A 24,629-nucleotide genomic window follows, 5' to 3' on the forward strand; every position below is an offset into this window, starting at 1 on the left:
ACCGCAAGCCACTGGCGCGGCCCGTGACCCGGCCACATCGGGTTCGCTGCGCTAGGGCAGAATTATAGACAAGAAACGTCATTAGGAGCTGAGCAGCGCCATCCAGGGTATCGCCATGGATGGCTTTATTATGCTCTTGATGATGCAGCGCGCCCTTGTGGTGTCGGCTGTGTTTTGGATCATGTTGTTACGCGGTGGGACATTCGAATATGGCGGCTCCGGTCGATGTGCGATTGCGCGACTTCTTTGCCTGGGCGGGGCCGATCATCGGTCCTGACAAGGCTTTCATCAGACTGACACTGGTTTACGGTGTCGGCATTGGCCTGTTGTCGCTAGCCACGCCGATCTCGGTGCAGATGCTGATCAATTCGGTGGCGAATACGGCGCTGCCAGCGCCATTGTTTACGCTGGCAGCGATCCTTCTCGGATTGTTGCTGATATCGGCGCTGCTCGGCGCGTTCCGTATGCATTTGATGGAGATGTTCCGACGGCGCTTTTTCGCCCGGCTGGTCGCGGACATCACGCTACGCGCCGTCTACGCGCAAAATCCCTTTTTCCAGGACGAACGACGCGGCGACCTGTTCAACCGCTTCTTCGAATTGATGACGGTACAGAAGGCGATCCCGTCGCTGCTGATCGGAGGCTTCTCGATCATCCTGCAAGCGAGCGTCGGTTTCGTCGTCACGGCATTTTACCACCCCTTCTTCCTGGCGTTCAATGTCGGCTTCATCTTCGCCGTCTGGCTGATCTGGCGCCTCTGGTATCGCGGGGCGATGCGGACGTCGGTGGCGCTGAGCTATCGCAAATATGAAGCGGCCCATTGGCTGGAAAGCGTCGGCGGATCGAACGGCTATTATAAATCGAGCCGCCATCTCCACTTCGCCATGGACCGATCAGAAGAGGCCACCGCCGCCTATGTGAAGGAGCATAAGGCGCATTTCCGCTATGCCTTCCCGCAAAGCCTTGCGCTGCTGATCCTCTATGCGGTGGCGAGTGCCGGGTTGCTGGCGCTGGGCGGCTGGCTGGTCATTCAGGGGCAATTGTCGATCGGCCAGCTGGTCGCGGCCGAACTGATCCTGTCGAGCATCTTCTATGGCGCCGCACAATTGGGACCGTATCTCGACAGTTTCTACGATCTGGTCGCAGGCGTCGAGGAACTCTCGCTGATCCTCGCCATTCCGCAGGAGCAAGTGCCCGAACCCAAGCCCGATGCCGCACGGCCCGCCCATGGCGCGCTCGTCCTCCATTCCGTGCGCGCGCCGATCGGTCGCGACGAAGCGGAGATCGACATCGTCATTCCGGGCGGCAGCCGACTGATCGGTGCGGCGGACCCGGACATGGACCGGCTGCTCTCCACGCTGCTCAAACGGCATATCCGGCCGACCAGCGGCATCATCATGCTGGGCGGCGCGGACATCACCTCGCTCGACATGTATCAACTTCGCAGCGACGTGATCGTCCTCAACCGGCCGACCATCGTGGAAAGTTCGATACGCGACTATCTCTCGCTCGCGCGGGCCGAGAATGACTCCGTCGGCATCATGGACGTGTTGCGCGCCGTGGGCCTGGACGAGCGGGTCGCCGCCCTGCCCGATGGCATGGACACGCGCCTGTCCTCCACCGGCTGGCCGTTGGCGCTGGTCGAGATCATGCAGTTGAAGCTGGCGAGCGCCCTGTTCGCCCAGCCGCGCATCCTCGTCCTGTCGGCACTCTACGACATGGTGCCGGTCCATCATCTGCAGGCCGCCTTCGACATGCTAAAGGGCAAGCCCGTGACCATCCTCTATTTTTCTAGCCGCCCGCACGACATCACCCTGGATGGCTGGCTGTGGCTGGGTCGCAAGAAGCAACGATTGGTCGCCGACCGGGAGAGTTTCGACGCCCTACGTGCTGGCGCTGGCAAGGAGGCTGGCGATGCCGTTTCGCGCTAATCATCTGTCGCATTTCAAGACGCTGGCGAGCATCCGTGCGCCGCGCGTCACGCGCGCGCTGGCCTGGATGCTGGTGGCGACGATCGTCGGCTGCATCCTGTTCATGATCTTCGTGCCGTGGGTGCAGACCGCGCCGGGAACAGGCGCCGTCATCGCGCTTGATCCGCGCGACCGGGTGCAGAATATCACCGCGCTCGTCCCCGGCCGGATCGAACAATGGTATGTCACCGACGGCAGCCTGGTGAAGCGTGGCGATCCGATCGCGCGGATCAGCGACAATGATCCCAATCTGCTCGACCGCCTGCGCGCCGAACGCGCCCAGGCCGATGTCGAAATCATGGCGGCGCAGCAGGCCATGCGGGTGGCGCAACTGGACGTGTCGCGCATGGAAACGCTGTACCGCGAAGGCTTGGCCCCCCGCCGCGACTATGAACTCGCCCAGATCAAGGTCAGCGATTATGCCGCCAAGGTCGCGCAGGCGCGGGCCGAGCGGACGCGCGTGGACGTCAGCCTCAACCGCCAGTCGGTCCAGATGATCCGCGCCCCCCGCGATGGCCGCGTGCTGCGCATCCAGGGCGGCGACAATGCGACCATGGTCAGCGCGGGCGACATCGTCGCGACCTTCGCGCCCGAACAGTCGCAGCGCGTGGTCGAGCTTTATGTCGATGGCCGCGACGTGCCGTTGATCGAGATCGGCCGCCGTGTCCGCTTGGAGTTCGAAGGCTGGCCCGCCATCCAGTTCAGCGGCTGGCCGTCCGTCGCGCAGGGCATGTTCGATGGCAAGGTGCGCGCGATCGACGTGTCGGCATCGGCCAACGGCCTGTTCCGCGTGATAGTAGAACCGGCAGCGGACCGGCCAGCCTGGCCGCAGGAACCTTATGTCCGGTTGGGCGCCAAGGTGCGCGGCTGGGTATTGATGGATACCGTCAGCCTCGGGTTCGAACTGTGGCGGCAACTCAACGACTTCCCGCTGCAATTCCAGCGTCCCGGCAATGTACCCGACGCTTCGGCGACGAATGCGACCGATGCCAATGCCAACAGCAATGCCAAGTAAGCGCCTGCTCATGGTCGCCGCGCTGATGGCGACGGTTGCGCCTGCGATCGCGCAGGACATCGCGCCGTTGCCGACGCGGGCGGCTGCGCCGTCCCTGTCCGGCCCGCTGCAATTGGCCGATGTGCTGGCGTCATCGCGCCAGCATGCGCCGCAGGTGCTGGAAGCGCTGGCGCGGGTGCGCGGCGCGCAGGGCAAGCGGCTGTCGGCCGAAGGGGCGTTCGACACGGTCTTTTCCGCCGCTGCGGACAGCCGCCTGACCGGCTATTATGACAGCCGCTATGCCGAAACGAAGGTGACGCGGCCGCTCGAACAATGGGGCGGCAATGTCTATGGCGGCTATCGCGTTTCCGACGGGCGCTTCCCCATCTATGAGGATAAAAGCTACACCAACCAGTTCGGCGAGATAAAGGCGGGCGTGGTGCTGGCGCTGTTGCGCGACCGGGCGATCGATGATCGGCGGTTCAACCGGACGCAGGCCGAAGCGGATATCGCACTCGCCGACGCCGACCGGCTGTTCGTCGCGATCGGCGTCCAGCGGCGGGCGCTGGACGCCTATAATCAATGGGTCGTCGCGGGCGAACGGCTGGAGATCGTGCGCAACCTGCTGGCGCTGGCGCAGGATCGGCAGACGGGGCTGGAGCGACAGGTTACGCTGGGGCTGCGCCCGCGCATCATCCTGACCGAGAATCAGCAGAATATCCTGCGGCGCCAGATATTGGTGGTGCAGGCGGAACAGGCGCTGGCCAGTGCCGCCAATACGTTGTCGCTCTATTGGCGTGACGCGGATGGACGGCCGGTGATCCCGTCGCCTGCGCAACTGCCATCGGATCTGCCCAACCCCCTGCCCTTGCCGGTCGATCCCAAACCGGCCCTGTCGATGCGGCCGGACCTGCGCACCATCGACCTGCGGATGCAGGTCGCGCGTGACCGGTTGGCGCTGGACCGCAATGCGCTATTGCCCCGCCTCGACTTCAACGCCGAAGCGTCGCGCGACATCGGGCCGATCGGCGAAGGTGGACGATCGCGCGAAGGCACGGACACCCGCGTCGGACTGACCTTCACCCTGCCGCTCCAGCGGCGCGCGGCGCAGGGCCGGATCATGCAGACCCAGGCGGAGATCGAGGCGGCGATGCTGCGAGGCCAGGGGTTGCGCGAGCAGATCATCGCGGAGATCGACACGATCGGCGTCGCGGTGGATGCGACCGAGCGGCTGCTGGTGCTGGCAGGCGACGAACAGGCGCGCGCGCAAGACATGGCCCAGGCAGAGCGCCGCCGGTTCGAAATGGGGGCAAGCGACTTCTTCCTGGTCAACATTCGTGAGGAAGCGGCCGCCGATGCGGCCTTGCGCAAGCTGGATGCGGCCTATCGCCAATTGATCGCCCATGCGGACCTCGCCGCAGCCAGCGCCGATACCGACGCTTTGGGACTATGAGCGGATAATCGGCGCGCGCTTCACACGGCCAACCGCGCCCGATTGATGCGCAGGGTCACGATCAGGCCGGTTTCGGCCCAATCATAATCGATGGTCCCGCCGAGCTGACCGCGCACGCTGCGCTGCACCAGCTTGCTGCCAAAGCCACCCGCGCCGTCCGGCTCCTGCACCTTGGGTCCGCCATGTTCCAGCCAGGTGAGGATCACATCATCCTCCTCCGCCATGCTGGAGACGTCAAGCGTGCCGGCCTCATGCGACAAGGCGCCATATTTCATCGAGTTGGTGGCCAGTTCATGAATGACGAGGGCCAGCCCGGTCGCCGCATGTTCGCCCACGCCCATCCGCTCGACAGCGACCCTGATGCGGCCCTTGAACGCGCCCAGATCGTCATAGGGGGCCAGCAATACCGACAGAAGATCGCCCAGCAATGCCGCATTACCCTGCCCATTGGGCAGCGGGCGGACCAGATCATGCGCCCGGCCCAAAGCCGATAGACGCTCGGTCAATTCCCCCGCCATATCCTCCTTGCTGAGGGCGGAGCGCGAGGAAATGGCGGTCAGGCCCGATGCTATAGCGAGCAGATTCTTGACGCGGTGGCTCATTTCGCCAGCGAGCAGTTCATGCCCCTCTTCGGCCTGCTTGCGGCCGGTCACATCCAGGAAGATGCCATACATGGTCCGCCCGACGATACCGTCATCCTCGCCTTGGCCACGCGCGGCGATCCACCGCACTTCGTCGCCGATCAAGATGCGGAAATCCGTTTCATAGGGGCCAAGGATGGCGCGCGTCGCCATGAAAGCCGAGCGCACCCGGTCCCGGTCGGCGGGGTGAATGCGGGTGGATAGTTTTTCGAACGTGACCTGCTCACCCTGCGGCAGACCCCATAATTTGAAGCCCAGCTCGTCCATGGTGAAGGCGTCGGTATCGACATTCCAGGCCCAGAGTGCGACCCCGGCGGCGAAGATCGCGCGCCGCAACTGTGCGGGCTGCCACTCATGCGCCTTCGGCATTTCTTGAACCAATGTCATTCCCCGATCATGCCGTGCGTCCAGCCCCTATCACAATGGGCGGGCAGCAGGGGAATAATCCATCGGATGCCGCTTGGCGGTCAGGCTTCGGTCGGGTGGATGGTTTCGAGCCGGTCGGCCAGTTCGGCATTGCGAAAGGGCTTGGTCAGCCGCGGCAGATCGGGCGCTATCCCCTCCGCCTCGGCATAGCCGGATACGATCAGCACAGGCAGGTCGGGCATCCGGGTCCGCAGGCTGCGCGCTAGTTCCTCACCGTTCATCCCCGGCATCAGATGGTCGGTGACCAATATGGTCGGCGCGACACCCGCTTCGATCAGGTGCAGGGCCTCCTCGGCCGATTTCGCCTCGACCACGTCATAGCCAAGGTCGTTGAGCATGTCGGCGGTGCTCATCCGCACCAGTTCCTCATCATCGACCAGCAAGGCCGTGCCGCGCGCGACGGATATGCGCGGCAGCACGCGAATCTGGTCGTCGCTGCCGATCGCGTCAGGGCTGACGGGGAGCCAGAGTTCGACCGTGGTGCCCTCACCCGGCGCGCTGATGATGGTCAGCCCGCCACCCAATTGCGCGGCCAGGCCGTGCGCCATCGACAGGCCAAGGCCCGTGCCCTTCCCTATGCCCTTGGTCGAGAAGAAAGGCTCGATGGCCCGCGCGCGCGTTGCTTCGTCCATGCCGATGCCCGTGTCGGCGACCGAGAGGCGCACATAATGGCCGACGCGCAGGCCCGCGGGATGACGCCCCCGCACGCTGGCGCGACTTGCCGAGATGGTCAGTTCGCCGCCCCCAGGCATGGCGTCACGGGCGTTGACGCTTAAATTAAGGATCGCCATTTCCAACTGGTTGGCATCGGCCCGCGCCGGGGGCAAATCGTCGGCGATATTGACCCGCAGGTCGATTTTCGGGCCGATCGTGCTGCTCACCAGGCTCGCCATGCCTGTGACGAGGTCATCAAGCGCGACCGCCTTGGGCTGGAGCGGCTGTCGGCGGGCGAAGGCGAGCAACCGTTGCACCAGCGTCTTGGCGCGTTCGGCCGATTGGAGCGCGCCGTCGATCAGGCGGCGTTCGCGTTCGCTCCCCAGCCCCCGACGCATCAGCAGGTCGAGCGAGCCGATGATGGGGGTGAGCAGATTGTTGAAGTCATGGGCGACGCCGCCGGTCAACTGGCCCATCGATTCGAGCTTCTGCGACTGGCGCAACGCTTCCTGGGTTTGCAGCAATTCTTCTTCGCGCGCCTTGTCTTCGCTCAGGTCACGGCCAATCGCGATGAAATTCATCCCGTCCGGTTCGGGCGACACGGTCCAGCCGATCGGCGTCCAGCTGCCGTCTGCCGTCGCAATGCGGTTTTGAAAACGGGTGGGAAGGCCCGTGCGGCTCATATCTTCGATGGCGGCGAGCGTCACCGCCGCATCATCGGGATGCATGAAGTCGACATAGGGTGTCGCCAGCAGATGCGCCTCCGACCAGCCCAATACGCGGGTCCAGGCGGGATTGACGGCCCCCATGCGCCCGGCAAAGTCCGCGCGGGCAAGCATGTCTTCGGACAATATCCACAGCCGGTTGCGCTCCGACGCTTCGGCTTCGCGGCGCGTGCGCTCCGCCAATATCTGCTCGGTGGTTTCGACACAGGCGCAGAAGAGGCCATCGACCGTCCCCGCCGCGTCGCGAACCGGCGTGTAGGAGAAAGCGAAATGCGCTTCGCGCGGCCGACCCGGCCGATCGAGCATGAGTTCGATATCGTCCATATGCACAGGCTCGCCCGCAGACACCTTGGCGAAGAGCGGGGCGATGTCCGCCCGGATTTCGGGCCAGACGTCGAAGAAGGTGCGGCCGAGTGCTGCCGGATGGCGGTCCGCCAGCATCGGGGCGTAGCGGTCATTATAGAGGAAGATATGGTCAGGCCCCCAGCCGATGAACATCGGTTGATCGGCCGACAGCATGAGCGCCACCAATGTCTTGAGCGGCTGAGGCCAACTTTGCGGCGCGCCAAGCGGCGTTGCCGACCAGTCCTTTGACCGGACCAATTCGCCCATGACCCCGCCCCCCGACAGGAAATGCATGTCCTGGCCGCGATCCGTGCTGGCAGCGCTATCATTCATAAATGGGGTAATCCGTCGGTCCTATCCATCATCTGATCTTTGCGAACCGACGCCAGCCTTCACAGTTCCGTCCAATATGCAATATGCCCTTGTTTTTGCGAAAATCTTGCCCGGCGTCTGCGCCGAAATGGTGCCAAAGGGTGGCGACTTTTCCCCAGCGATGCTAGGACGGGGCAAGGCAGAACCAGATATGATACTCGCTCCCCCACGGCCCGGCATCTATGTCAGGGGCACCGAAACCGTCGATCAGATCCTCAAGGCCGCGCTCGACGTGCTGATCGATGAAGGGGCCGACGCCTTCACCCTGCGCCGCATCGCCGCGCGGTGCGACATGAAGGTCGGCAATGTCAGCTATCATTTTCCGCGCAAGGAAATGCTGATTCAGGTGATGCTCGATGAGCTGGTCGAGTCTTATGGCAGCGTGCTGGATCAGACGGTGCGCAAGCCGGGGCTGACCGCCGAAGAGCGGCTGAGACGGATCATCCTCCTATGTCTCGACGACATCCAGACCAAGCGCACTACCCATTTATTCACGGAATTATGGGCGCTCGCCAATCATAGCGACTTCGTCGCGGATCGCGTCCGCGCCTTTTACCAGCGCGTCCATGATGCGATCGGCGAATATGTCGCGCAGCTCAATCCCGCCTTGTCCCCCGACGACGTGCATAGCGTGGCCCTGTTCATCAGCGCGTCGATGGAAGGATCGACGCCGTTCCTGGGCCATGGCAAGCCCTGGGCACATAAGATGCCGGCATTTACCGCGCTTGCCGCTACGTCATTCATCCACCTGGCCAAGACGGTGACCGCGCGCGATATTGCCGGGTTGATCAGCGAAACGGCGTGATTTTGGTATTGCGCGCGCTTTGTTGCGGTGCAGAAATAAATTCGCGAACGCCCCCGTTAAGCGCTTGACCGATCCCGGACATCTGTCCAGACTTCATGCCAGCGCTGGGGGGCGTGGACAGCGTGAGTCCGCAGGCCCGCCCGCCGCATCAAGGGGGATCAGGCCAGATGTCGAGGACCGCCACCAAGGCAATATTCGCTGCCGCCGCGCTAGGCTGGACGCTGTTCGCGACCGCCGCATGGGCCGCTCCCGCCGCCGAGACCGACGCCGTGCCGGAAGCGGAAACATCCGACGTGATGACCATCCCGCCGCCCAAGCCGACCTGGTTCTTCGTCGATGGCGGATGGGACATGGCGGGCACCAGCATTTTCGACGGCGAAACCGGCAAGATGAAGGGCATGGTCGAAACCCGCCGCCTCGCCGACTTCGCCATCGATCCCGCAGGCAAATATTATTATGTCTCCGAAACCATCTGGTCGAAGGGCGATCGCGGCACGCGGCAGGACATGGTGTCGGTCTATGACAGCCAGACGCTCAACCTCGTCACCGAAATCCCCCTGCCCGGCCGCATCCTGATCGGTTCGCGCAAGAATAATTTCATCATCAGCGACGATGGCAAGACCGCCTATATCTATGATTTCAGCCCTGCCTCCGGCGTCAATGTCGTTGACCTGGCGAAGCGCAAATTCGTGACCGCAATCGAACTGCCGGGTTGTGCCAGCCTGATGCCCAATCCCGGCGTCGGCTTTTCGGCGCTCTGTTCGGACGGGTCGCTGGCCACCGTGGCGATCAAGGGGGCCAAGGCGGATATCACGCACAGCGCGCCTTTCTTCTCGGCCACCGACGATCCGATCTTCGACAATTTCACCTATGACAAGCGCAAGCAGGAAACGACGTTCCTCACGTATACCGGCCAGATCTTTCAGGCGAAGCTGGGCGCGACCCCGACCATTGCCGCGCCCTTTTCAATTCAGGCGGCGGCCGGCATTCGCCCCGGCGAAACCAAGCCGCTGGAATTGAACTGGTATCCGGGCGGGCGGCAGCCGATGGCGCTGCATCGACCGTCGGGCCATTTGTTCGTGCTGATGCATATGGGCGAATATTGGACGCACAAGGCATCCGGGACCGAAGTGTGGGAGGTCGATCTCGCCACGCAGAAGGTCGTCAAGCGCCGCGCGCTCAAGGAACCGATGAACAATATCGAAGTGTCGCAGACCGACAAGCCGCTGCTATTCATGAATGGCGAGGAGGCCAGCGCCATCGTCATCGACCTCGCCACCGGGGAAGAAAAGCATAAGATCGAGCGGGCCGGTGGCAGCACCATCACGGTCGCGGACCCATCCTGACCATGGCACTGGGCTTCGCGATCATCGGCCTTGCGGCATCGATCGGCATTGGCCTGATCCTGCTGCTGTCGGGCGCTGAAAAGCTGCGGCACCGCGCGCTGCTGCCCGGCGTGATCGCCAATTATCGGCTGCTGCCCCCGGCTTTGGTCGCGCCTGCCGCGCTGCTGCTGCCGGTGGCGGAACTGCTGATTGGTGGCGCGTTGGTGGCGTGGCTTGCGCCGCTGCCGGTCGTTCTGGCGATCGGGCTGCTGCTTATGTTCGCGCTGGCCATGGCGATCAACATCGCGCGGGGTCGCAGCCATATCGATTGCGGATGTGGCCGCTCGCAACTGCGCCATCCGATCGGCTGGCCGCTGGTCAGGCGCAATATGATCCTGGCGCTGCTGCTTGCGCCGCGCCTGTGGCCCGTGCCGCCCCTATCCGCCATCGACATGGGCACCGCCATTGCGGGTGGCCTCGCCATTGCGCTCGCCTATCCGCTCTATACTGCCATAGCGGCCTTGATCGCATCGCCCGCCGCCTACCGGAGATAAGCATCCATGCTGACATCGCTCATCATCTCGCAAATCCTCTCCTGGGTCGTGATCCTGGGGCTTGGCGTCGCGCTGCTCGCGCTCGCGCGGCAGGTGGGCGTGTTGCACATTCGCGTCGCGCCAGCGGGCGCACTGACGACCAGCGGCGGCCCGGCAGTCGGCGACGCCACGATCAAGATCGATGCCCGGTCGATCGACGGCGCGCCAGTCACGGTCGGCGGTCATGCCCATGGCGTGCCGTTGCGGCTGCTGATGTTCGTGTCGGCCCAATGCCCGCTTTGCAAGGCCATCATTCCCATGGCCAAATCCTTTGCCCGCGACGAGCGTGTCGCGCTGACCTTCATCGGCGATGACGATGTTGCCGCGCAGCGCGCCATGATCGCGCAGCATGGGCTGGAAACCTATATGTTCGTCAATGGTCCCGATGTCGGCCAGGCGTTCGGCGTCGCCAAGCTGCCCTTTGCGGTGCTGCTCGATGCCGAGGGCACCATCCTGTCCAAGGGGCTGGTGAACAGCCGGGAGCATCTCGAAAGCCTGGTCGTCGCCCATGAAATGGGGATCAAGACCGTGCAGGATTATATCGGATCGTTGAAGGCACAGGCGGCCTGAACGGCCAAAGGGGGGCAGTGACATGAAGAGGTTCAACGCCGACGCCATGGGTGAAAAACTGCTGCGGCGGCTGGCCGGGGGCAGCTCGCGCCGCTCCATGCTCTCGCGCTTGGGGGCGGCGCTGGTGGCGGCACCCGTTTTCCCGCTGCTACCGGTCAGCCGCGCGGAGGCGGCCAAGCCCGATCGGTCGCCCGAAGCCAAGACCGGCTTTGCCCGCAATGCCCAGACCAAGGACGATACCAAGTGCGACTATTGGCGCTATTGCGCGATCGATGGCGCGCTCTGCACCTGTTGCGGCGGTGGCCTGCATAGCTGCCCGCCCGGCGCCGAGCCATCGCCGGTGTCCTGGGTCGGCACCTGCATCAACCCGGACGATGGCAAGGCCTATCTGATCGCCTATCGCGACTGTTGCGGCAAACCCGCCTGCGGCCAATGCGGATGCGACAATACCGACCGCGAAACCCAGCTCTACATGCCCCAGCTCAACAATGACGTCATCTGGTGCTTTGGCACCAGCAGCATGGAATATCATTGTTCGACCGCGGTGATGGTGGGCGCGGCCAGCTGAGGGAAAGGGTTTGCGCAGGCTTTTGACGGGATCGCTGTTGCTGCTCGGCCTGGTCGGCATCGGCCGCGCCGCGTTGCCGCCAATGGGGCCATTGCCCGACGCGATAAGCGACCCGGATCTCGCGCGCTCCGACTATGCCGAACATTGCGGCGGCTGCCATGGCATTCAGGGCAGCGCGGCCCCGGCGCAACTGCCCGAACTGCGCGGCCGGGTCGGCTGGTTCCTCTGCACACCGCAATCGCGCGCCTATCTCATCCGCCTGCCCAACATCGCGCACAGCCGGATCAGCGATAACCAGCAATTGGCCGACCTCGTCAATTTCATGGTGTTTGGCCTCGGCGGTCCCAGCGTGCCGGCCGGCGCCAAGCCGTTCACGGCCGACGAGGTGGCGCGTGAGCGGAAATTCGCCCTCTCCTCCGCCTCGCTCAAGGCCGAACGCGCCCGCTATGTCGAAGTCGCGATCAAGCAATGCGGCGCGCCCAGCGCCATGCGCCTGCTCTACCCCGGCCAGAAACCCTAAGACGCTCTCTAATAGCATCGCGCAATAGGGCTGATTCATGCACGTCGTTCCCCAGCGGGGAACGACAAGCTATAGGTTCCCGTCTATGCACCTTGGCATAAAATAATGCCGCCGGATCGCTGATCCGGCGGCATTGTCATGCGGTGACGCTAACCGTCAGAATTTCTGGCCGAAGCGGATGCCGAAAAATTGCGGCTTGATCGTGAAGGTCCGCGCCGAGCCGGAACAGAAGTCGATCGAGCAGAAAGTGTTTTTCGTCAGTTCGCCCCGCTTGTCGAAAGCGTTCTGCAGGAACAGCGTCAGGCTCCAACTATCCTTCTTGATCCCCCCTGAAAAATCGAAGCTGACAAAGCCCTTAGTATTGCCGAGCAGCGCATTGCTGGCAACGTTCAGATCCTGCGTCGCGCCGGTCTGATAGAGCGCTGCCCCCTGAATATAGGCGGCATAATCGCCCATATAGGTGTCGTAACGGATCGACGTCGTGCCCTTGAATTTGGGCTGGCGCGGCAGCCGGGTGCCATCGGCAGCGGCGACCTGGGGCGTGGGAGGGTCAGAGTCCGGCACAAATTCGCCCAACGTGCATGTCGACAATTGCGATATGCTCGATGTGTCGCGATCGAGCGCAAAGTTGCAGAAATTGCCCTTCAGCTTGCCGTCATTATAGGCGCCGGAGGTCGAGAGCGTCACATTGCCGAGTTTCAGATCGGCATCATATTCGATGCCCTTCACCACGGCCTTGCCCGCATTGCCGGTCATGCCCGCGCCCTGCGCCCCGGATACGACAACGCCATATTGGATATTATTCCATTTTTCATAATAGACGGCGGCGTTGAAGCGGAAGATGTTGTTCCACGTCGTCTTGACGCCCAGTTCGAAATTAGTGAGCGTTTCGGACTTGAACGGGGCCACATCCACCGGGCCGAAATTGCGGATGCGCAGGGGTCGGTTGAAGCCGCCGGGGCGGAAACCGGTCGAGTAATTGGCATAGACCATCTTGTCGGGCTGGAACTGCCAGTCCAGCGCGATCTTGTGCGTCTCGCCATCCTCCTTGTAGCGCCCGGTCTGATCGGCTGCGCGGAAATTGGTATTGAGACATTGCAGCCGCTCGGCCGGAAGCGGCGTTGGGCAGCCCATTTCGCCGGTCGGAACATAGACCGACGTAATGGTATTGGCCGCCGATCCCGCCACGCCCGCAAAGCCCTTCACCGCATAATCGGTCCAGAAATAGCGGATGCCGCCGGTGATCTTGAGCGTTGGGGTGATGTTGTAATGCCCTTCCGCAAAGATCGCGGTATCATGGTAAAGCTGGTTCTGTTCGGTGATGTAGAAGCCGTCGCCCTTCACCGCCTGCGTCCCCAATATCATCGTGCCAAGCGGGTTGCCGTTGGCATTGATGACATTGCTGGTATCGAAGAAGGGATTGCCGTCTTCGTCATAATCGATGCCGTACATGCCCGGCACGCCGATCAGCCCGCCCGGCACATCGCCGCCGCCCGTCTGGGTGTAGCCCGTGATCGTATCCAGGCCGCGAATGGCATAATAGGTGTTGGTCTCGTTCTTCTGCCGTTGGTAGAAGGCACCGAACGTCACGTCGAAGGGCCATTCCTTGGGTGTCGAAATCCGCAATTCCTGCGTGAACTTGTTGCGGTGCGTGTCCGCATGATAATATTGCGTCGGATCGATCAGCGAGCATTGCTGCGCCGCGCCCGACCCGGTGCAATTGTCGAAAAACTGCAGATAGCTTTCATAGCCTGCGCCGAACCCATCATAGGTAACGGTATAATAAGTATAATCGTTGAGCGTCCGGGTCCGGCGTTTGAAATAGCCGGTCGCCGATACGACGTCCCAATCGCCGATATGGCCATGAATACTCAGCGCTGCCTGATACCAGCGGTCATCGTTGCGGGTCTTGTCATAATCATGGACTTCCAGGTCACCGACGCGCAGGTCGAACCCGAAATAGCCATTGGCAACCTGCTTCTGCGCCGTGATTTCGGGCGTGATCGCCCAGCCATCGACAGGCTCCCACAGCAATTGCAGGCGGCCGCCAAATTCCTTGATCGTATTATAATCATCCTTGGCGATGTCGCTATTGTCGAGATTGAAGAAGGTCGCCGGATTATTGTCGCCCAGCGTATAGACCGCCGGCGCGCCATTATTGAGCAGGCCGTTATTGGGTATATTGTCGATATAGCCGCCATCGCGCCGATAATAGCCCATGGCGCGCACCGCCATCGTGTCGCTCAGCGGCACGTTGATGTAGGATTCGAGCTGCCCGCCAAAATCGCCCTTGCCATATTTATTGGCCTCAACGTCATAGCCGAATTCGAACTTATCCAGCTTGGGCTTGTTGGTGATCAGGCGGATGGTGCCCGCCAACGACCCCGCGCCATAGAGCGTGCCCTGCGGCCCCGCCAGCGCCTCGACCCGCTCCAGGTCATAAGCATGAATGTCGGGGACTTCGGTGCCGGTGATCGGAATATCGTCCAAATAATAGCCGACCGATGCATAGGCACCGCCTGCAGGCACGATGCCGCGGAAAAAGGCGGTATTGCGGCCCGGCCCGATGCCTTCGAACGAAACGGAGGGCAGCAGCGCAGCGAAATCGCTCAAGCCCTTCACCTGGCGCTCCGCCAGCGTTTCGGCACCCAGCGCCAGCATGGAGATCGGCACTTTCTGGATGCTCTGCGCGCTGCGCGTCGCAGTCACGACGATTTCGCTGAGGCCCGATGATGGATCGGCGGCGGCGGCCTCTGCCGGTGCTTCGGTCTGGGCAAAGGCTGGCGCCGCGAGCGCCAATTGCGTCAGGCATGTCGTTGCGCCCAGCGCGCAAAAATTGCGCACTCGTCGCGAGCCAAATCTGATGGCCATGGATAGTCCCCCCTTATACGCGTTGCGTCATGGCCTCTCCCGTTGCAGTGCCCGGCGACCGGGTCTTAACCTTGCAAATCATGACATGCGCTTGCCTTCACCGCGCAGAAGACACGCAAAACCCCCTGCCCGAAAGACGCATCTTTCGGGGTCGCGGCCGAATAACGACCACGCCGAACATCGTATTTTTTATGAGACAGTTCGCTCACGCAGCAATTCGAACGACTGTCCTAAATTGGATACTGCCACTCAGACGGGCGCTGTCAAGCGGGTGAAATCGCATTTTTTGAACTTTTATGACGCGCCCACTCGACGGCAGGCTGCAATCGGCATAGCCTTTTGTGCAATCGCACAATTTTCGGGGTGCTATGGGAAACGGGTCTGCCGCTGCCGCAACGGGCACCATCGAATCTACGCTGGCGCAGATTGCTGGTCTGGTCGAAACGCGCCCCGATCTGGCGCTGACGCAGGCGCAAGCCCTCCTCGCCCGAACCGGCGGCCTGCCGCAGGCGGAACTGCTCGCTTGCCAGGCGTTGCGGCGTCTCGGCCAACCTAAAGACGCCCTCCCCCGCCTCGCTGCGCTGGACCGCACCTACCCGCACATCCCGGCCATCGGGTGGGAGTTGGCCCAGGCCGCCGAAGCAGCAGGCGATACCGCCCAGGCCATCGCCGCGCTGGAAGCGCTGACCAGGCAACAGCCGTCGGTGGCGGGCGGCTGGTTCATGCTGGCCCGGCTGTTGCGCAGCGTTGGCCGCGCGACGGATGCCTGGCGCGCCGACCTGTCGGGTATCCATGCCTCGTCGCGCGACCGCGACCTGCTGGACGCCGCGATCGCGATGAACGAGGCCCGGTTGGACGATGCCGAAGCGATCCTTGTGGCGCGGCTCGACCGCCTGCCCGATGACGCCGCCGCCTGCCGCCTGCTGGGCGAAGTCAACTGGCGGCGCGGTGATATGAGCCAAGCGCTGGCGCTGGTCGATCGCGCGGTCACGCTGGCCCCCGGCTTCGATCTGGCGCGCGATTTCCTGATCCGGCTATTGCTCCAGAACAACCGTTTGCCCGAAGCGTTGAGCCATGCCGAGATATTGGAGAGGTCGCCGCTCAAAAATCCCGGCTACGCGCTGATCAAGGCATCGGTGCTGGTGCGGCTGGGCGATCAGGATGGCGCGCGGGCCATTTACGAACGCCTACTCGCGGATCAGCCCGACCAGCCACAGGTCTGGCAGAATCTCGGCCACGCCTTGAAGACGCTCGGCAAACAGGCCGATGCCGTCCACGCCTATCGCCAGGCGGTTCGCTATCGCCCGACCATGGGCGAAGCCTGGTGGAGCCTCGCCAACCTCAAGACCGTCAGGTTGGATGCGCAGGACATTGCGGCGATGGAACAGGCGCTTGCGTCGCTGGAGCCGGAGACAGCGGACGGACAGGAGGATATTTTCCACCTCCATTTCTCGCTCGGCAAGGCGTTCGAGGATGCGGGCGATTATGCCGCCGCCTTCCGCCATTATGATGCGGGCAATCGCCTGCGCCGGACGATGGTGCGCCATGATGCCGACGAATTTTCCGCCGAAGTGCGCGCCATCGCCACCACCTTCACCGCGCCTTTCATCGCCGCGCGGGGTGCTGGCGGTTGCCCCGCACCCGACCCGATCTTCATCGTCGGTCTGCCCCGCTCCGGCTCCACCCTGATCGAGCAGATCCTTTCCTGCCACAGCCAGGTCGAAGGCACGATGGAACTGCCCGACATGATGGTCATCGCCAGCCGCCTGCAATCGCGCGTGGATGACGGCGAGTTTCCCGACTTCGCCTCTATGGTCGCTTCGCTCACCCCCGCCGACCGGCTGCGGCTGGGCGAGGAATATATCGAGGGCACGCGCGTCCATCGCCACACCGCCAAGCCGCATTTCATCGACAAGATGCCCAATAATTGGCAGCATGTCGGCCTGATCCAATTGATCCTGCCCAACGCCAAGATTATTGACGCCCGCCGCCATCCGATGGGCTGTTGCCTGTCTGGCTGGAAGCAGCATTTCGCGCGCGGCCAGGCCTTCACTTATGATCTGACCGACATCGGCCGCTATTATCGCGACTATGTGGCGCTGATGACTGCCTATGACGCGGCCGCGCCGGGGCGCGTGCATCGCCTGATCTACGAGCAGATGGTTGCCGATATGCCGGGCGAAGTCGACCGGCTGCTGGCCTATCTGTGCCTGCCGTTCGAAGCGCAATGCCTGGACTTCTGGCGCAGCGACCGCGCGGTGCGCACCGCCAGTTCCGAACAGGTGCGCCAGCCCATCTATGCCGATGGCGTCGACCATTGGCGGCGGTTCGAACCCTGGCTTGGCCCCTTGGCCGATGCGCTGGGGCCGCTGGTCACGACCTATCGCGATCCACCTCCCATCTGATGGACATTTTTAAGTCAGCGGCCAGAGGTCGCGGCAATCTGCAACCGGAAAGTCTGGCCCGATGCCGGTGCGGCGATGGCGGCGATGCCCTGTTCCTTGAGCAGGGCGGCGATTGCCAGTGCGCGGCGTTGCGGCAGGGAGGGTCGTTCTGGGACATCGGTCGGCAAGCCGGGCACGGACAGTTGCGGACTGTTCCAACGCTTTGCCGCCCAGGCCGAAAGCAGCACGGCTTGCCGCGCCTTCGGGTCGAGCGCGTCCACATTGTCGGCAAAGGCGATGACCGGCAGCGGCGTGAGCGGTGGAATGATGGCGACCTCCCATCCCTCCACGGACTGGATCGCGCGCTGTTCGAGCGCGCCATAGGTGGCGAGGTCCGCGCCCGGCAGCAGGGCTGCCGTCGCTGTCGCGCGTTGATGATCGCGGTCGATCGTCACGGCGTCGGGCGCCACGCCAGCGGCCAGCGCGATCAGTCCGGCCACTCTGTTGGCGCGGCTGCGGTCATTGGCCAGCACATCATTGGCCTGCTGCAATTCGGCCCGTTGCGCTTCGACCGATCCTGCGCCCGGATCGAGCAGGACTTGGTCCACGCGCAGCGCCACAGGGCGGCCCAGCCGGTCGCTAAGATCGGTCTGCAGCAAGGCGTTGCTTTCGGCGCGGGATCGAGGGGCGATGACCACGCTGCGCACGGTAAGGGGCGTGCGGTCGAAATTGACGTCGAGTTGGGTGATCCGCGACTCTGCACCATAACGATCGGAGAGGAAGGCGCGGATTTGATTGACGGCAACCGCTTCGCCCGCGATGCGGCTGAGGGATATGGCCAGCGGCACCGCCATCACCACGAAGACCAGCATGAGCAGCACGGTCTGAGTCCAGCTTTGCTGGCTCGATAGATAATGGCCGAACCCATAATAGCGGGCCATCACCATCGCCGACAAGGCGATGGTCACGAAGTTGGTGACGAACAGGGCCAATGCGCCGCCAAGGATCGGCATATTCCAGGTCGCAAGCCCGAAGCCCACAACCGCCAGCGGTGGCATCAAGGCCGTGGCGATGGCGACGCCGACGATGGTTTCGCCGCGCCCGCGGATGATCGCGAAGGTGCCCGCCAGAGCGGCGAAGAGGGCGACCAGCAGATCGAACAGATTGGGGCGGGTGCGAGCCAATATCTCGGCCGTGGGTGCCTTTAGCGGCGAGACGAGAACGATGAAGGCCGTGAACAGCAGCGCTGCGGTCGCGCCTATCGCCAGAGCGGAAAGCGATCGGCGCAGTTCGGCAAAGTCGAACAGGGCGAGGCTGAACCCCAGGCCAAGAATCGGGTTCATCAGCGGCGATATGAGCATGGCACCGATGACGACGGCAGGCGACGACAGGAGCAGACCCAGCACCGCAATGCCCGCCGACATCATGGTCATGAAGAGATAGCGCGGCGTACAGCCGCTTTCCTCCACGATGCGGGCGACGACCTTTTCCTGATCGACCGATCCGACCACAGATTTCCGCCACCAGCGGTAGAAGGGGATATGATCCCAACGTGCGGGATAGGGATGGTCTGGCGCAGGCGAAGTCATGATGTCAGCGCTCCCCCTACACCAGCCAGTAGATGGCAAAGCAGGTCGCCAGGCCGACGATGACGTTCATCGGCACGCCGATCTTGACGAAATCGCTGAACCGATAATCGGCCGCCGCATAGACCATCGTGTTGGTCTGATAGCCTATAGGCGTTGCGAAGCTGGCGGAGGCTGCGAACATCACGGCGATGATCAGCGGTCGCGGATCGACGCCATTCTGCCCGGCTATGCCGATGGCGATCGGCGTCATGATGACGGCGACGGCATTGTTGGTGACGGTTTCGGTCAGCACCGATGTCGCGGCATAGATGGCGATGATGAGCGCCAACGGTGGCAACGCCGCCATCCAGGGCGACAGGGTGGACACGATCAACGCCACACTACCGGACTTTTCCAGCGCCAGGCCGATGGCGAGCATGGCGAAGATCAATACGATGACATTGCCGTCGATCGCCGACCAGGCCTCCTCCGCATCGAGGCAGCGGGTTGCCAGCACGATCGCGACGCCGATCAGCGCCAGGGCAAAAACGGGCATGATGTTGAAGGCAGCCCCCACGATCACCATGGCCAGCGTGAGCGCCGCGATCGGCGCGCGCCGACGGCGATAGCGCCTGACGCCGCTGGTATCCTCCGCGATGAAATTCATATTGTCGCGCAGTGCGGCCGCCGCCTGGTCATCGGCAGCCACCAGCAAACTGTCGCCGGCGCGCAGGCGCACATTCACCAGGTCCGGTCCGGCGACATGACGCGGGCGGCTGAGCCCCAATATGCGGACGCTGAGATTGGAGAGAAAAGGAATTTCCCGCAGCTTCCGCCCGATGGCGGGATGAGTCGGGGCAAGGGTGATACCGATCAGCCCTACCATGCTGTCCCGTTCGTCCGCCGCCAGCCGGATCGGTCGTCCGATATTCTGAAGCCCAACAACAAATTCATGCGATCGGGCCAGGGCATCCAATTCATGCGCGCTCGTCGCGACGATGACCCGGTCGGAGGGCAGGATGATAGCATCATTGTCGATGTTGCGCAGGATCTGCGATCCGCGCGCGATCCCCAGCACCCGCACGGAGCCACGACGAAGCGCCTTGATATCGCCCAGTCGCGTGCCGTCATCCTTCAATTTGGGGCAAAGTTCAGTGATGTAGAGGCGGTCGCTGTCGATATCGAGTTCATTGTCGGGGCGGTTGGGCAGCAGCATCGGCCCCAGGATCAGCAAGGTGATGCCACCGGTCACCAGTGCGACCAGGCCAACCGTGGTGATTTCGAATATGCCGAAAGCCGCCTGTCCATTTTCCTGCGCGACGCCATCGACCAGCAGGTTGGTGGAGGTGCCGACCAGGGTCAAAGTACCGCTGAGAATCGCGAGATAGGAGAGCGGGATGAGCAGGCGCGTCGCTGCGATGCCGACCGTTCGGGCCAGCCGCTTGACCAGCGGGATCAGCACCATCACCACGGGTGTATTATTGACGAAGGCCGGGGCCAGCATGGCGGTGCCCAGCAATTCCGCCACTGTGCGCCGGGGTCGTTCTTTGGCGCGCGACACCATCAGGCTGGCCAGAGCCTCGATCGCGCCGGTGCGGATGAGGGCGCCGGAGAGGATGAAGAAGGCCGCGATCGTGATGGGGGCGGGATTGGCGAAGACCGTCAGCAGGTCGGTCGGGCTCAACATGCCCGTCACCAGCATCAGGATGGCCCCGATCACGGCGATGACGACGGGCGGAAACCGCTCCATCGCAAAGGCCACGAACAACAACAGCACCATCACGAGGCCCGCCACCGGCCCCGCTTCGGGCCAACGGGCAAAGAGCGTTCCCCCCTCCATCAGCACAGGATACCGCGCATCAAAGTCTTACCATCCGGTCGTTCATAATGCCCCTGTCGATCTGGCCCGATGCTTGGATGGGTAGCATAGCGACTTCAAGAGATTAGGAAACCAGCGCCGGATGAATTTGGTACAGGTGACGACAAGAAAAAGGCCGGTGGATCGCTCCACCGGCCTCTTCTTTGTCGTGTGGAAAGCAGGACTTAGAAGTCCATGCCACCCATGCCGCCCATGCCGCCGCCGGGCATGCCGCCCATGGGCGACTTGTCGTCAGCAGGCATTTCCGAGATCGCCGCTTCGGTGGTGATCAGCAGGCCAGCAACCGAGGCCGCGTCCTGCAGAGCCGCACGAACGACCTTGGTGGGATCGATGACGCCAGCGTCGACGAGGTTTTCGTAGACGTCGGTCGAAGCGTTGAAGCCACGGGTTTCGTCATTTTCGCGCAGCAGGTTGCCGGCAACCACGGCACCATCAACGCCCGCATTCTGGGCGATCTGGCGCAGCGGCGCTTCGATCGCCTTGCGGATGATGTCGATACCACGGGTCTGGTCGTCGTTCGCGCCCTTCATGCCGGCCAAAGCCTTGGTGGCATAGAGGAGAGCGGTGCCGCCGCCAGGAACGATGCCTTCTTCAACGGCCGCACGGGTGGCGTGCAGCGCGTCGTCGACGCGGTCCTTGCGTTCCTTGACTTCGACTTCCGAAGCGCCGCCAACCTTGATGACGGCAACGCCGCCAGCCAGCTTGGCCAGACGTTCCTGCAGCTTTTCCTTGTCATAGTCCGAGGTGGTGTTCTCGATCTGCTGACGGATCTGCTCGGTGCGGCCCTTGATCGAGTCATGGTCGCCAGCGCCATCGACGATGACGGTGTTGTCCTTGTCGATGGTGACGCGCTTGGCAGTGCCCAGCATCGCCAGCGTGACATTCTCCAGCTTGATGCCCAGATCTTCCGAGATCACTTCGCCCTTGGTCAGGACAGCGATATCTTCCAGCATCGCCTTGCGACGATCGCCAAAGCCAGGAGCCTTGACCGCTGCGACCTTCAGGCCGCCGCGCAGCTTGTTGACGACCAGGGTCGCCAGCGCTTCGCCTTCGATATCTTCGGCGATGATCAGCAGGGGACGACCCGACTGAACAACCGCTTCGAGGATCGGCAGGATCGACTGGAGGTTGCTGAGCTTCTTTTCGTGGATCAGAATGTACGGATCAGCCAGCTCTACAGCCATCTTTTCCGGGTTCGTCACGAAATAGGGCGACAGATAGCCACGGTCGAACTGCATGCCTTCGACAACGTCCAGCTCGAATTCGAGACCCTTGGCTTCTTCAACCGTGATCACGCCTTCCTTGCCGACGCGCTCCATGGCTTCAGCGATCTTTTCGCCAACCACGGTGTCGCCATTGGCCGAGATGATGCCGACCTGGGCGATTTCCTTGGTCCCGGCGACGGGCTTGGAACGTGCCTTGAGGTCTTCGACGACCTTGATCACGGCGAGGTCGATGCCGCGCTTGAGATCCATCGGGTTCATGCCGGCGGCAACCGACTTCATGCCTTCACGGACGATCGCCTGCGCCAAGACGGTCGCAGTGGTCGTGCCGTCGCCGGCGATGTCGTTGGTCTTCGATGCGACTTCGCGCACCATCTGCGCGCCCATATTCTCGAACTTGTCCTTGAGTTCGATTTCCTTGGCGACGCTGACGCCGTCCTTGGTGATACGGGGGGCGCCGAAGCTCTTGTCGATCACGACGTTACGGCCCTTGGGGCCCAACGTCACCTTGACCGCGTCGGCCAGGATGTCGACACCGCGCAGAATGCGCTCACGAGCGTCGCGGGAAAACTTTACGTCTTTCGCTGCCATGGTCTTAATACCTTCTATCGAGAATGTGCAAAATTGCGAAGTTCACACCGTTGCTGGACGTGAAAATCGCGAACCGGAAATCAGGCTACGACGCCCAGAATGTCCGATTCCTTCATGATCAGCAGGTCTTCGCCGTCGACCTTGACCTCGGTGCCCGACCATTTGCCGAACAGCACGCGGTCGCCAGCCTTGACGTCGAGCGGGGTGACCTTGCCATCTTCAGCCTTGGAACCGGTGCCGACAGAGACGATCTCGCCTTCCTGCGGCTTTTCCTTGGCGGTGTCGGGGATGATGATCCCACCGGCGGTCTTCGCTTCCGCTTCGATGCGGCGGACGAGAACACGGTCGTGCAATGGACGAAATGCCATGTTGATTGCCTTTCCCTTCTATTTGGGATGGGTCCGGCGCGCGATCCGGGGATGATTTCCCCGCAAAACCGCAATCGCCTTGTCCGTCTCCCCTTGAACTGCGTTGCTGTTAGCACTCACTGGAGGAGAGTGCTAGCGCCGTGAATATGGAGCGGTCCTTTTATGCGTCAAGGCGATCGCGCAGAAAAATTTGCCGGGCCGCGCAACCGAGCGCCTGCTTCCGGGTTATGGCGATTGCCGCGCGACATGGCATGTCCCGTGCGATGGATAGACCGACTGTTGCCGTCAGCCGCGCCTTCATGTCGCGACGGTTATTTTTCGTGAATGCTGCATCCCCTGCCCCGCCCGCCTGTTGGTGAAGGATAACCATAAGGAGGATGCATCATGGCCTATTCGAAGATTGTCGTTGCCGTCGATATCAACGACGTATTGCACGCGCGCGCCGCGATCGATGCGGCGGCGGCTGTTTGTGGACCGGAAACGACCGTCCATATGCTCTATGTCCGCTATCATATGCCCACCCGCTATTCCGACCTTCTGGGGCGCGACCTCGACATCAAGGAAGAGGCCGAGGCGCTGGCGCTGATGCGGCAATGGGCGAGCGAAGGCGGCCTTGCCGAGGGGCAGGTCCATTTCGACACGCGGCGCGGCCGGGTGCGCGATGAAGTGATCAGCGCCGCCGAACGAGTCGGCGCGACGCTGATCGTGATCGGGTCGCATGAACCGTCTTTCTCCTCGAAGCTGCTGGGGTCCAATGCGTCGGCGATCGTGCATCAAAGCCCGGTCAGCGTTCTCGTCGTGCGGGTAGCTGCGGAATAATCCTGTGAAGCCTGATGGCTGTCGGTTGCAGGGGATGGGGTCGCCCCCTACCTGCGGCCCATCCTTTCACGATATTGGAGCCAGCCCCGCATGACCGACAGCTATACCCCGCCCCGCATCTGGACCTGGGACAAGGATAATGGCGGGGCGTTCGCCAATATCAACCGGCCGATCGCAGGCGCGACCCATGACAAAGCGCTGCCGGTCGGCCAGCATAAGCTCCAGCTCTATTCGCTCGCCACGCCCAATGGGCAGAAGGTGACGATCATGCTGGAAGAATTGCTGGAGGCGGGCTTTGCCGACGCCGACTATGATGCCTGGCTAATCAGGATCGGCGATGGCGACCAGTTTTCGAGCGGCTTCGTGGCGGTCAATCCCAACAGCAAGATCCCGGCACTGATGGACCATAGCGTGTCGCCGCCGCAGCGGGTTTTCGAATCGGGCGCGATCCTGCTCTATCTTGCCGAGAAGTTCGGCGCGTTCCTGCCGACCGACCCGGCCAAGCGCACTGCTGCACTCAGTTGGTTGTTCTGGCAGATGGGGGCTGGGCCGCTGCTGGGTGGCGGCTTTGGCCATTTCTATGCTTATGCGCCGGAAAAATACGAATATCCGATCAACCGCTACGCGATGGAGGTGAAGCGGCAGTTGGACGTGCTGGACCGGCATCTGGCGGACAACGCCTATATGGCGGGCGATGATTACAGCATCGCCGACATCGCGATCTGGCCCTGGTATGGCGGGCTGGTGCTGGGCCGCGCCTATGAGGCGGCGGAGTTTCTGGACGTTGCCAGCTACACGCATGTCGTGCGTTGGGCGCAGCAGATCGACGCGCGCCCGGCAGTGAAGCGCGGGCGGATGGTCAACAAGGCGAATGGCCCGTTGGAAGAGCAATTGCACGAACGCCATGACGCCAGCGACTTTGCGACCCGGACGCAAGACAAGTTGGAAAGCGAAGGCTGAACGGC

General features: G+C 62.8%; 19 protein-coding genes. 12 read left to right on the forward strand and 7 right to left on the reverse strand.

What is annotated here, in order from left to right; genetic code table 11:
* Window positions 1-209: 209 nt before the first annotated feature.
* From ACZ2HM_RS05830 to ACZ2HM_RS05840, 3 genes are read left to right on the forward strand one after another with little or no spacing between them, the layout of a single operon-like run.
* Window positions 210-1,931 (forward strand): ATP-binding cassette domain-containing protein, encoded by a 1,722-nt coding sequence (locus ACZ2HM_RS05830; protein ID WP_470426477.1) that lies wholly within the window; start codon window positions 210-212, stop codon window positions 1,929-1,931.
* A complete protein-coding gene (locus tag ACZ2HM_RS05835; RefSeq protein WP_470426478.1) occupies window positions 1,915-2,985 on the forward strand; it encodes an efflux RND transporter periplasmic adaptor subunit in 1,071 nt (356 codons plus the stop codon). Before ACZ2HM_RS05830 ends, ACZ2HM_RS05835 begins: the two co-directional genes overlap by 17 nt.
* Window positions 2,975-4,417 carry a TolC family protein gene (locus ACZ2HM_RS05840; RefSeq protein ID WP_470426479.1) on the forward strand — a complete coding sequence of 481 codons (1,443 nt, stop codon included), beginning with the start codon at window positions 2,975-2,977 and terminating at the stop codon, window positions 4,415-4,417. The genes ACZ2HM_RS05835 and ACZ2HM_RS05840 overlap by 11 nt, the downstream gene beginning before the upstream one ends.
* A 20-nt stretch (window positions 4,418-4,437) precedes the next feature.
* Here the strand turns inward: ACZ2HM_RS05840 and ACZ2HM_RS05845 are convergent, their stop codons facing one another.
* Entirely contained in the window at window positions 4,438-5,445 is a 1,008-nt protein-coding gene (locus ACZ2HM_RS05845; RefSeq protein ID WP_081912787.1) for a sensor histidine kinase, read from the reverse strand.
* A gap of 80 nt (window positions 5,446-5,525) precedes the next feature.
* Entirely contained in the window at window positions 5,526-7,541 is a 2,016-nt protein-coding gene (locus ACZ2HM_RS05850; RefSeq protein ID WP_052027570.1) for a hybrid sensor histidine kinase/response regulator, read from the reverse strand.
* Between the two features lie 190 nt (window positions 7,542-7,731).
* On the opposite strand from ACZ2HM_RS05850, the gene ACZ2HM_RS05855 reads away from it, so the two are divergent.
* From ACZ2HM_RS05855 to ACZ2HM_RS05880, 6 genes are all read left to right on the forward strand, one after another.
* The gene (locus ACZ2HM_RS05855) at window positions 7,732-8,385 is read left to right on the forward strand and encodes a TetR/AcrR family transcriptional regulator (RefSeq protein ID WP_037477926.1); all 654 of its coding nucleotides are present in this window, start codon (window positions 7,732-7,734) and stop codon (window positions 8,383-8,385) included.
* A gap of 167 nt (window positions 8,386-8,552) precedes the next feature.
* Window positions 8,553-9,731, forward strand: a complete 1,179-nt coding sequence (locus ACZ2HM_RS05860) for an amine dehydrogenase large subunit (RefSeq protein WP_037477924.1) — start codon at window positions 8,553-8,555, stop codon at window positions 9,729-9,731.
* A 2-nt stretch (window positions 9,732-9,733) separates the two neighbouring features.
* A complete protein-coding gene (locus tag ACZ2HM_RS05865; RefSeq protein WP_470426480.1) occupies window positions 9,734-10,264 on the forward strand; it encodes a MauE/DoxX family redox-associated membrane protein in 531 nt (176 codons plus the stop codon).
* A 6-nt stretch (window positions 10,265-10,270) separates the two neighbouring features.
* On the forward strand, window positions 10,271-10,873 hold the full coding sequence (locus ACZ2HM_RS05870) for a thioredoxin domain-containing protein (RefSeq protein ID WP_470426481.1): 603 nt from the start codon (window positions 10,271-10,273) through the stop codon (window positions 10,871-10,873).
* Between the two features lie 22 nt (window positions 10,874-10,895).
* Complete coding sequence (gene mauA / locus ACZ2HM_RS05875; RefSeq protein WP_069066561.1) at window positions 10,896-11,441, forward strand: methylamine dehydrogenase (amicyanin) small subunit; 546 nt, start codon at window positions 10,896-10,898, stop codon at window positions 11,439-11,441.
* Window positions 11,442-11,451: 10 nt separating this feature from the next.
* Complete coding sequence (locus tag ACZ2HM_RS05880; RefSeq protein WP_470426482.1) at window positions 11,452-11,961, forward strand: cytochrome C; 510 nt, start codon at window positions 11,452-11,454, stop codon at window positions 11,959-11,961.
* A 156-nt stretch (window positions 11,962-12,117) separates the two neighbouring features.
* Here the strand turns inward: ACZ2HM_RS05880 and ACZ2HM_RS05885 are convergent, their stop codons facing one another.
* Entirely contained in the window at window positions 12,118-14,832 is a 2,715-nt protein-coding gene (locus tag ACZ2HM_RS05885; protein WP_470426483.1) for a TonB-dependent receptor, read from the reverse strand.
* Between the two features lie 368 nt (window positions 14,833-15,200).
* On the opposite strand from ACZ2HM_RS05885, the gene ACZ2HM_RS05890 reads away from it, so the two are divergent.
* Entirely contained in the window at window positions 15,201-17,237 is a 2,037-nt protein-coding gene (locus tag ACZ2HM_RS05890; RefSeq protein ID WP_470426484.1) for a tetratricopeptide repeat-containing sulfotransferase family protein, read from the forward strand.
* Between the two features lie 14 nt (window positions 17,238-17,251).
* Here the strand turns inward: ACZ2HM_RS05890 and ACZ2HM_RS05895 are convergent, their stop codons facing one another.
* From ACZ2HM_RS05895 to groES, 4 genes are all read right to left on the reverse strand, one after another.
* On the reverse strand, window positions 17,252-18,805 hold the full coding sequence (locus ACZ2HM_RS05895; protein WP_069066558.1) for a DUF389 domain-containing protein: 1,554 nt from the start codon (window positions 18,803-18,805) through the stop codon (window positions 17,252-17,254).
* Between the two features lie 16 nt (window positions 18,806-18,821).
* Window positions 18,822-20,624: an SLC13 family permease gene (locus tag ACZ2HM_RS05900; protein WP_069066557.1), complete on the reverse strand. Its 1,803-nt coding sequence runs from the start codon at window positions 20,622-20,624 to the stop codon at window positions 18,822-18,824.
* 203 nt (window positions 20,625-20,827) lie between these two features.
* Window positions 20,828-22,477, reverse strand: coding sequence for a chaperonin GroEL (gene groL, locus ACZ2HM_RS05905; RefSeq protein WP_037476035.1), 1,650 nt, complete (start codon window positions 22,475-22,477; stop codon window positions 20,828-20,830).
* Window positions 22,478-22,557: 80 nt separating this feature from the next.
* The gene (gene groES / locus ACZ2HM_RS05910; protein ID WP_007704439.1) at window positions 22,558-22,845 is read right to left on the reverse strand and encodes a co-chaperone GroES; all 288 of its coding nucleotides are present in this window, start codon (window positions 22,843-22,845) and stop codon (window positions 22,558-22,560) included.
* A 384-nt stretch (window positions 22,846-23,229) separates the two neighbouring features.
* Here groES and ACZ2HM_RS05915 point away from each other — a divergent pair, with 384 nt between their 5' ends.
* Entirely contained in the window at window positions 23,230-23,664 is a 435-nt protein-coding gene (locus tag ACZ2HM_RS05915; protein WP_470426485.1) for a universal stress protein, read from the forward strand.
* A gap of 90 nt (window positions 23,665-23,754) precedes the next feature.
* The gene (gene yghU / locus ACZ2HM_RS05920) at window positions 23,755-24,624 is read left to right on the forward strand and encodes a glutathione-dependent disulfide-bond oxidoreductase (protein WP_470426486.1); all 870 of its coding nucleotides are present in this window, start codon (window positions 23,755-23,757) and stop codon (window positions 24,622-24,624) included.
* Window positions 24,625-24,629 lie beyond the last annotated feature (5 nt).

The sequence above is a fragment of the Sphingobium sp. KKT206 genome (assembly GCF_055640555.1).

Bases quoted from the DNA above. Each gene is read 5' to 3' on its own strand.
- ACZ2HM_RS05865 (WP_470426480.1), top strand. From the start codon at position 9,734: ATGGCACTGGGCTTCGCGATCATCGGCCTTGCGGCATCGATCGGCATT.
- ACZ2HM_RS05890 (WP_470426484.1), top strand. From the start codon at position 15,201: ATGGGAAACGGGTCTGCCGCTGCCGCAACGGGCACCATCGAATCTACG.
- ACZ2HM_RS05840 (WP_470426479.1), top strand. From the start codon at position 2,975: ATGCCAAGTAAGCGCCTGCTCATGGTCGCCGCGCTGATGGCGACGGTT.
- ACZ2HM_RS05915 (WP_470426485.1), top strand. From the start codon at position 23,230: ATGGCCTATTCGAAGATTGTCGTTGCCGTCGATATCAACGACGTATTG.
- ACZ2HM_RS05850 (WP_052027570.1), bottom strand. From the start codon at position 7,541: ATGAATGATAGCGCTGCCAGCACGGATCGCGGCCAGGACATGCATTTC.
- ACZ2HM_RS05835 (WP_470426478.1), top strand. From the start codon at position 1,915: ATGCCGTTTCGCGCTAATCATCTGTCGCATTTCAAGACGCTGGCGAGC.
- mauA (WP_069066561.1), top strand. From the start codon at position 10,896: ATGAAGAGGTTCAACGCCGACGCCATGGGTGAAAAACTGCTGCGGCGG.
- ACZ2HM_RS05855 (WP_037477926.1), top strand. From the start codon at position 7,732: ATGATACTCGCTCCCCCACGGCCCGGCATCTATGTCAGGGGCACCGAA.
- ACZ2HM_RS05845 (WP_081912787.1), bottom strand. From the start codon at position 5,445: ATGACATTGGTTCAAGAAATGCCGAAGGCGCATGAGTGGCAGCCCGCA.
- ACZ2HM_RS05830 (WP_470426477.1), top strand. From the start codon at position 210: ATGGCGGCTCCGGTCGATGTGCGATTGCGCGACTTCTTTGCCTGGGCG.
- ACZ2HM_RS05870 (WP_470426481.1), top strand. From the start codon at position 10,271: ATGCTGACATCGCTCATCATCTCGCAAATCCTCTCCTGGGTCGTGATC.
- groES (WP_007704439.1), bottom strand. From the start codon at position 22,845: ATGGCATTTCGTCCATTGCACGACCGTGTTCTCGTCCGCCGCATCGAA.
- ACZ2HM_RS05895 (WP_069066558.1), bottom strand. From the start codon at position 18,805: ATGACTTCGCCTGCGCCAGACCATCCCTATCCCGCACGTTGGGATCAT.
- ACZ2HM_RS05900 (WP_069066557.1), bottom strand. From the start codon at position 20,624: ATGGAGGGGGGAACGCTCTTTGCCCGTTGGCCCGAAGCGGGGCCGGTG.
- ACZ2HM_RS05885 (WP_470426483.1), bottom strand. From the start codon at position 14,832: ATGGCCATCAGATTTGGCTCGCGACGAGTGCGCAATTTTTGCGCGCTG.
- ACZ2HM_RS05860 (WP_037477924.1), top strand. From the start codon at position 8,553: ATGTCGAGGACCGCCACCAAGGCAATATTCGCTGCCGCCGCGCTAGGC.
- yghU (WP_470426486.1), top strand. From the start codon at position 23,755: ATGACCGACAGCTATACCCCGCCCCGCATCTGGACCTGGGACAAGGAT.
- groL (WP_037476035.1), bottom strand. From the start codon at position 22,477: ATGGCAGCGAAAGACGTAAAGTTTTCCCGCGACGCTCGTGAGCGCATT.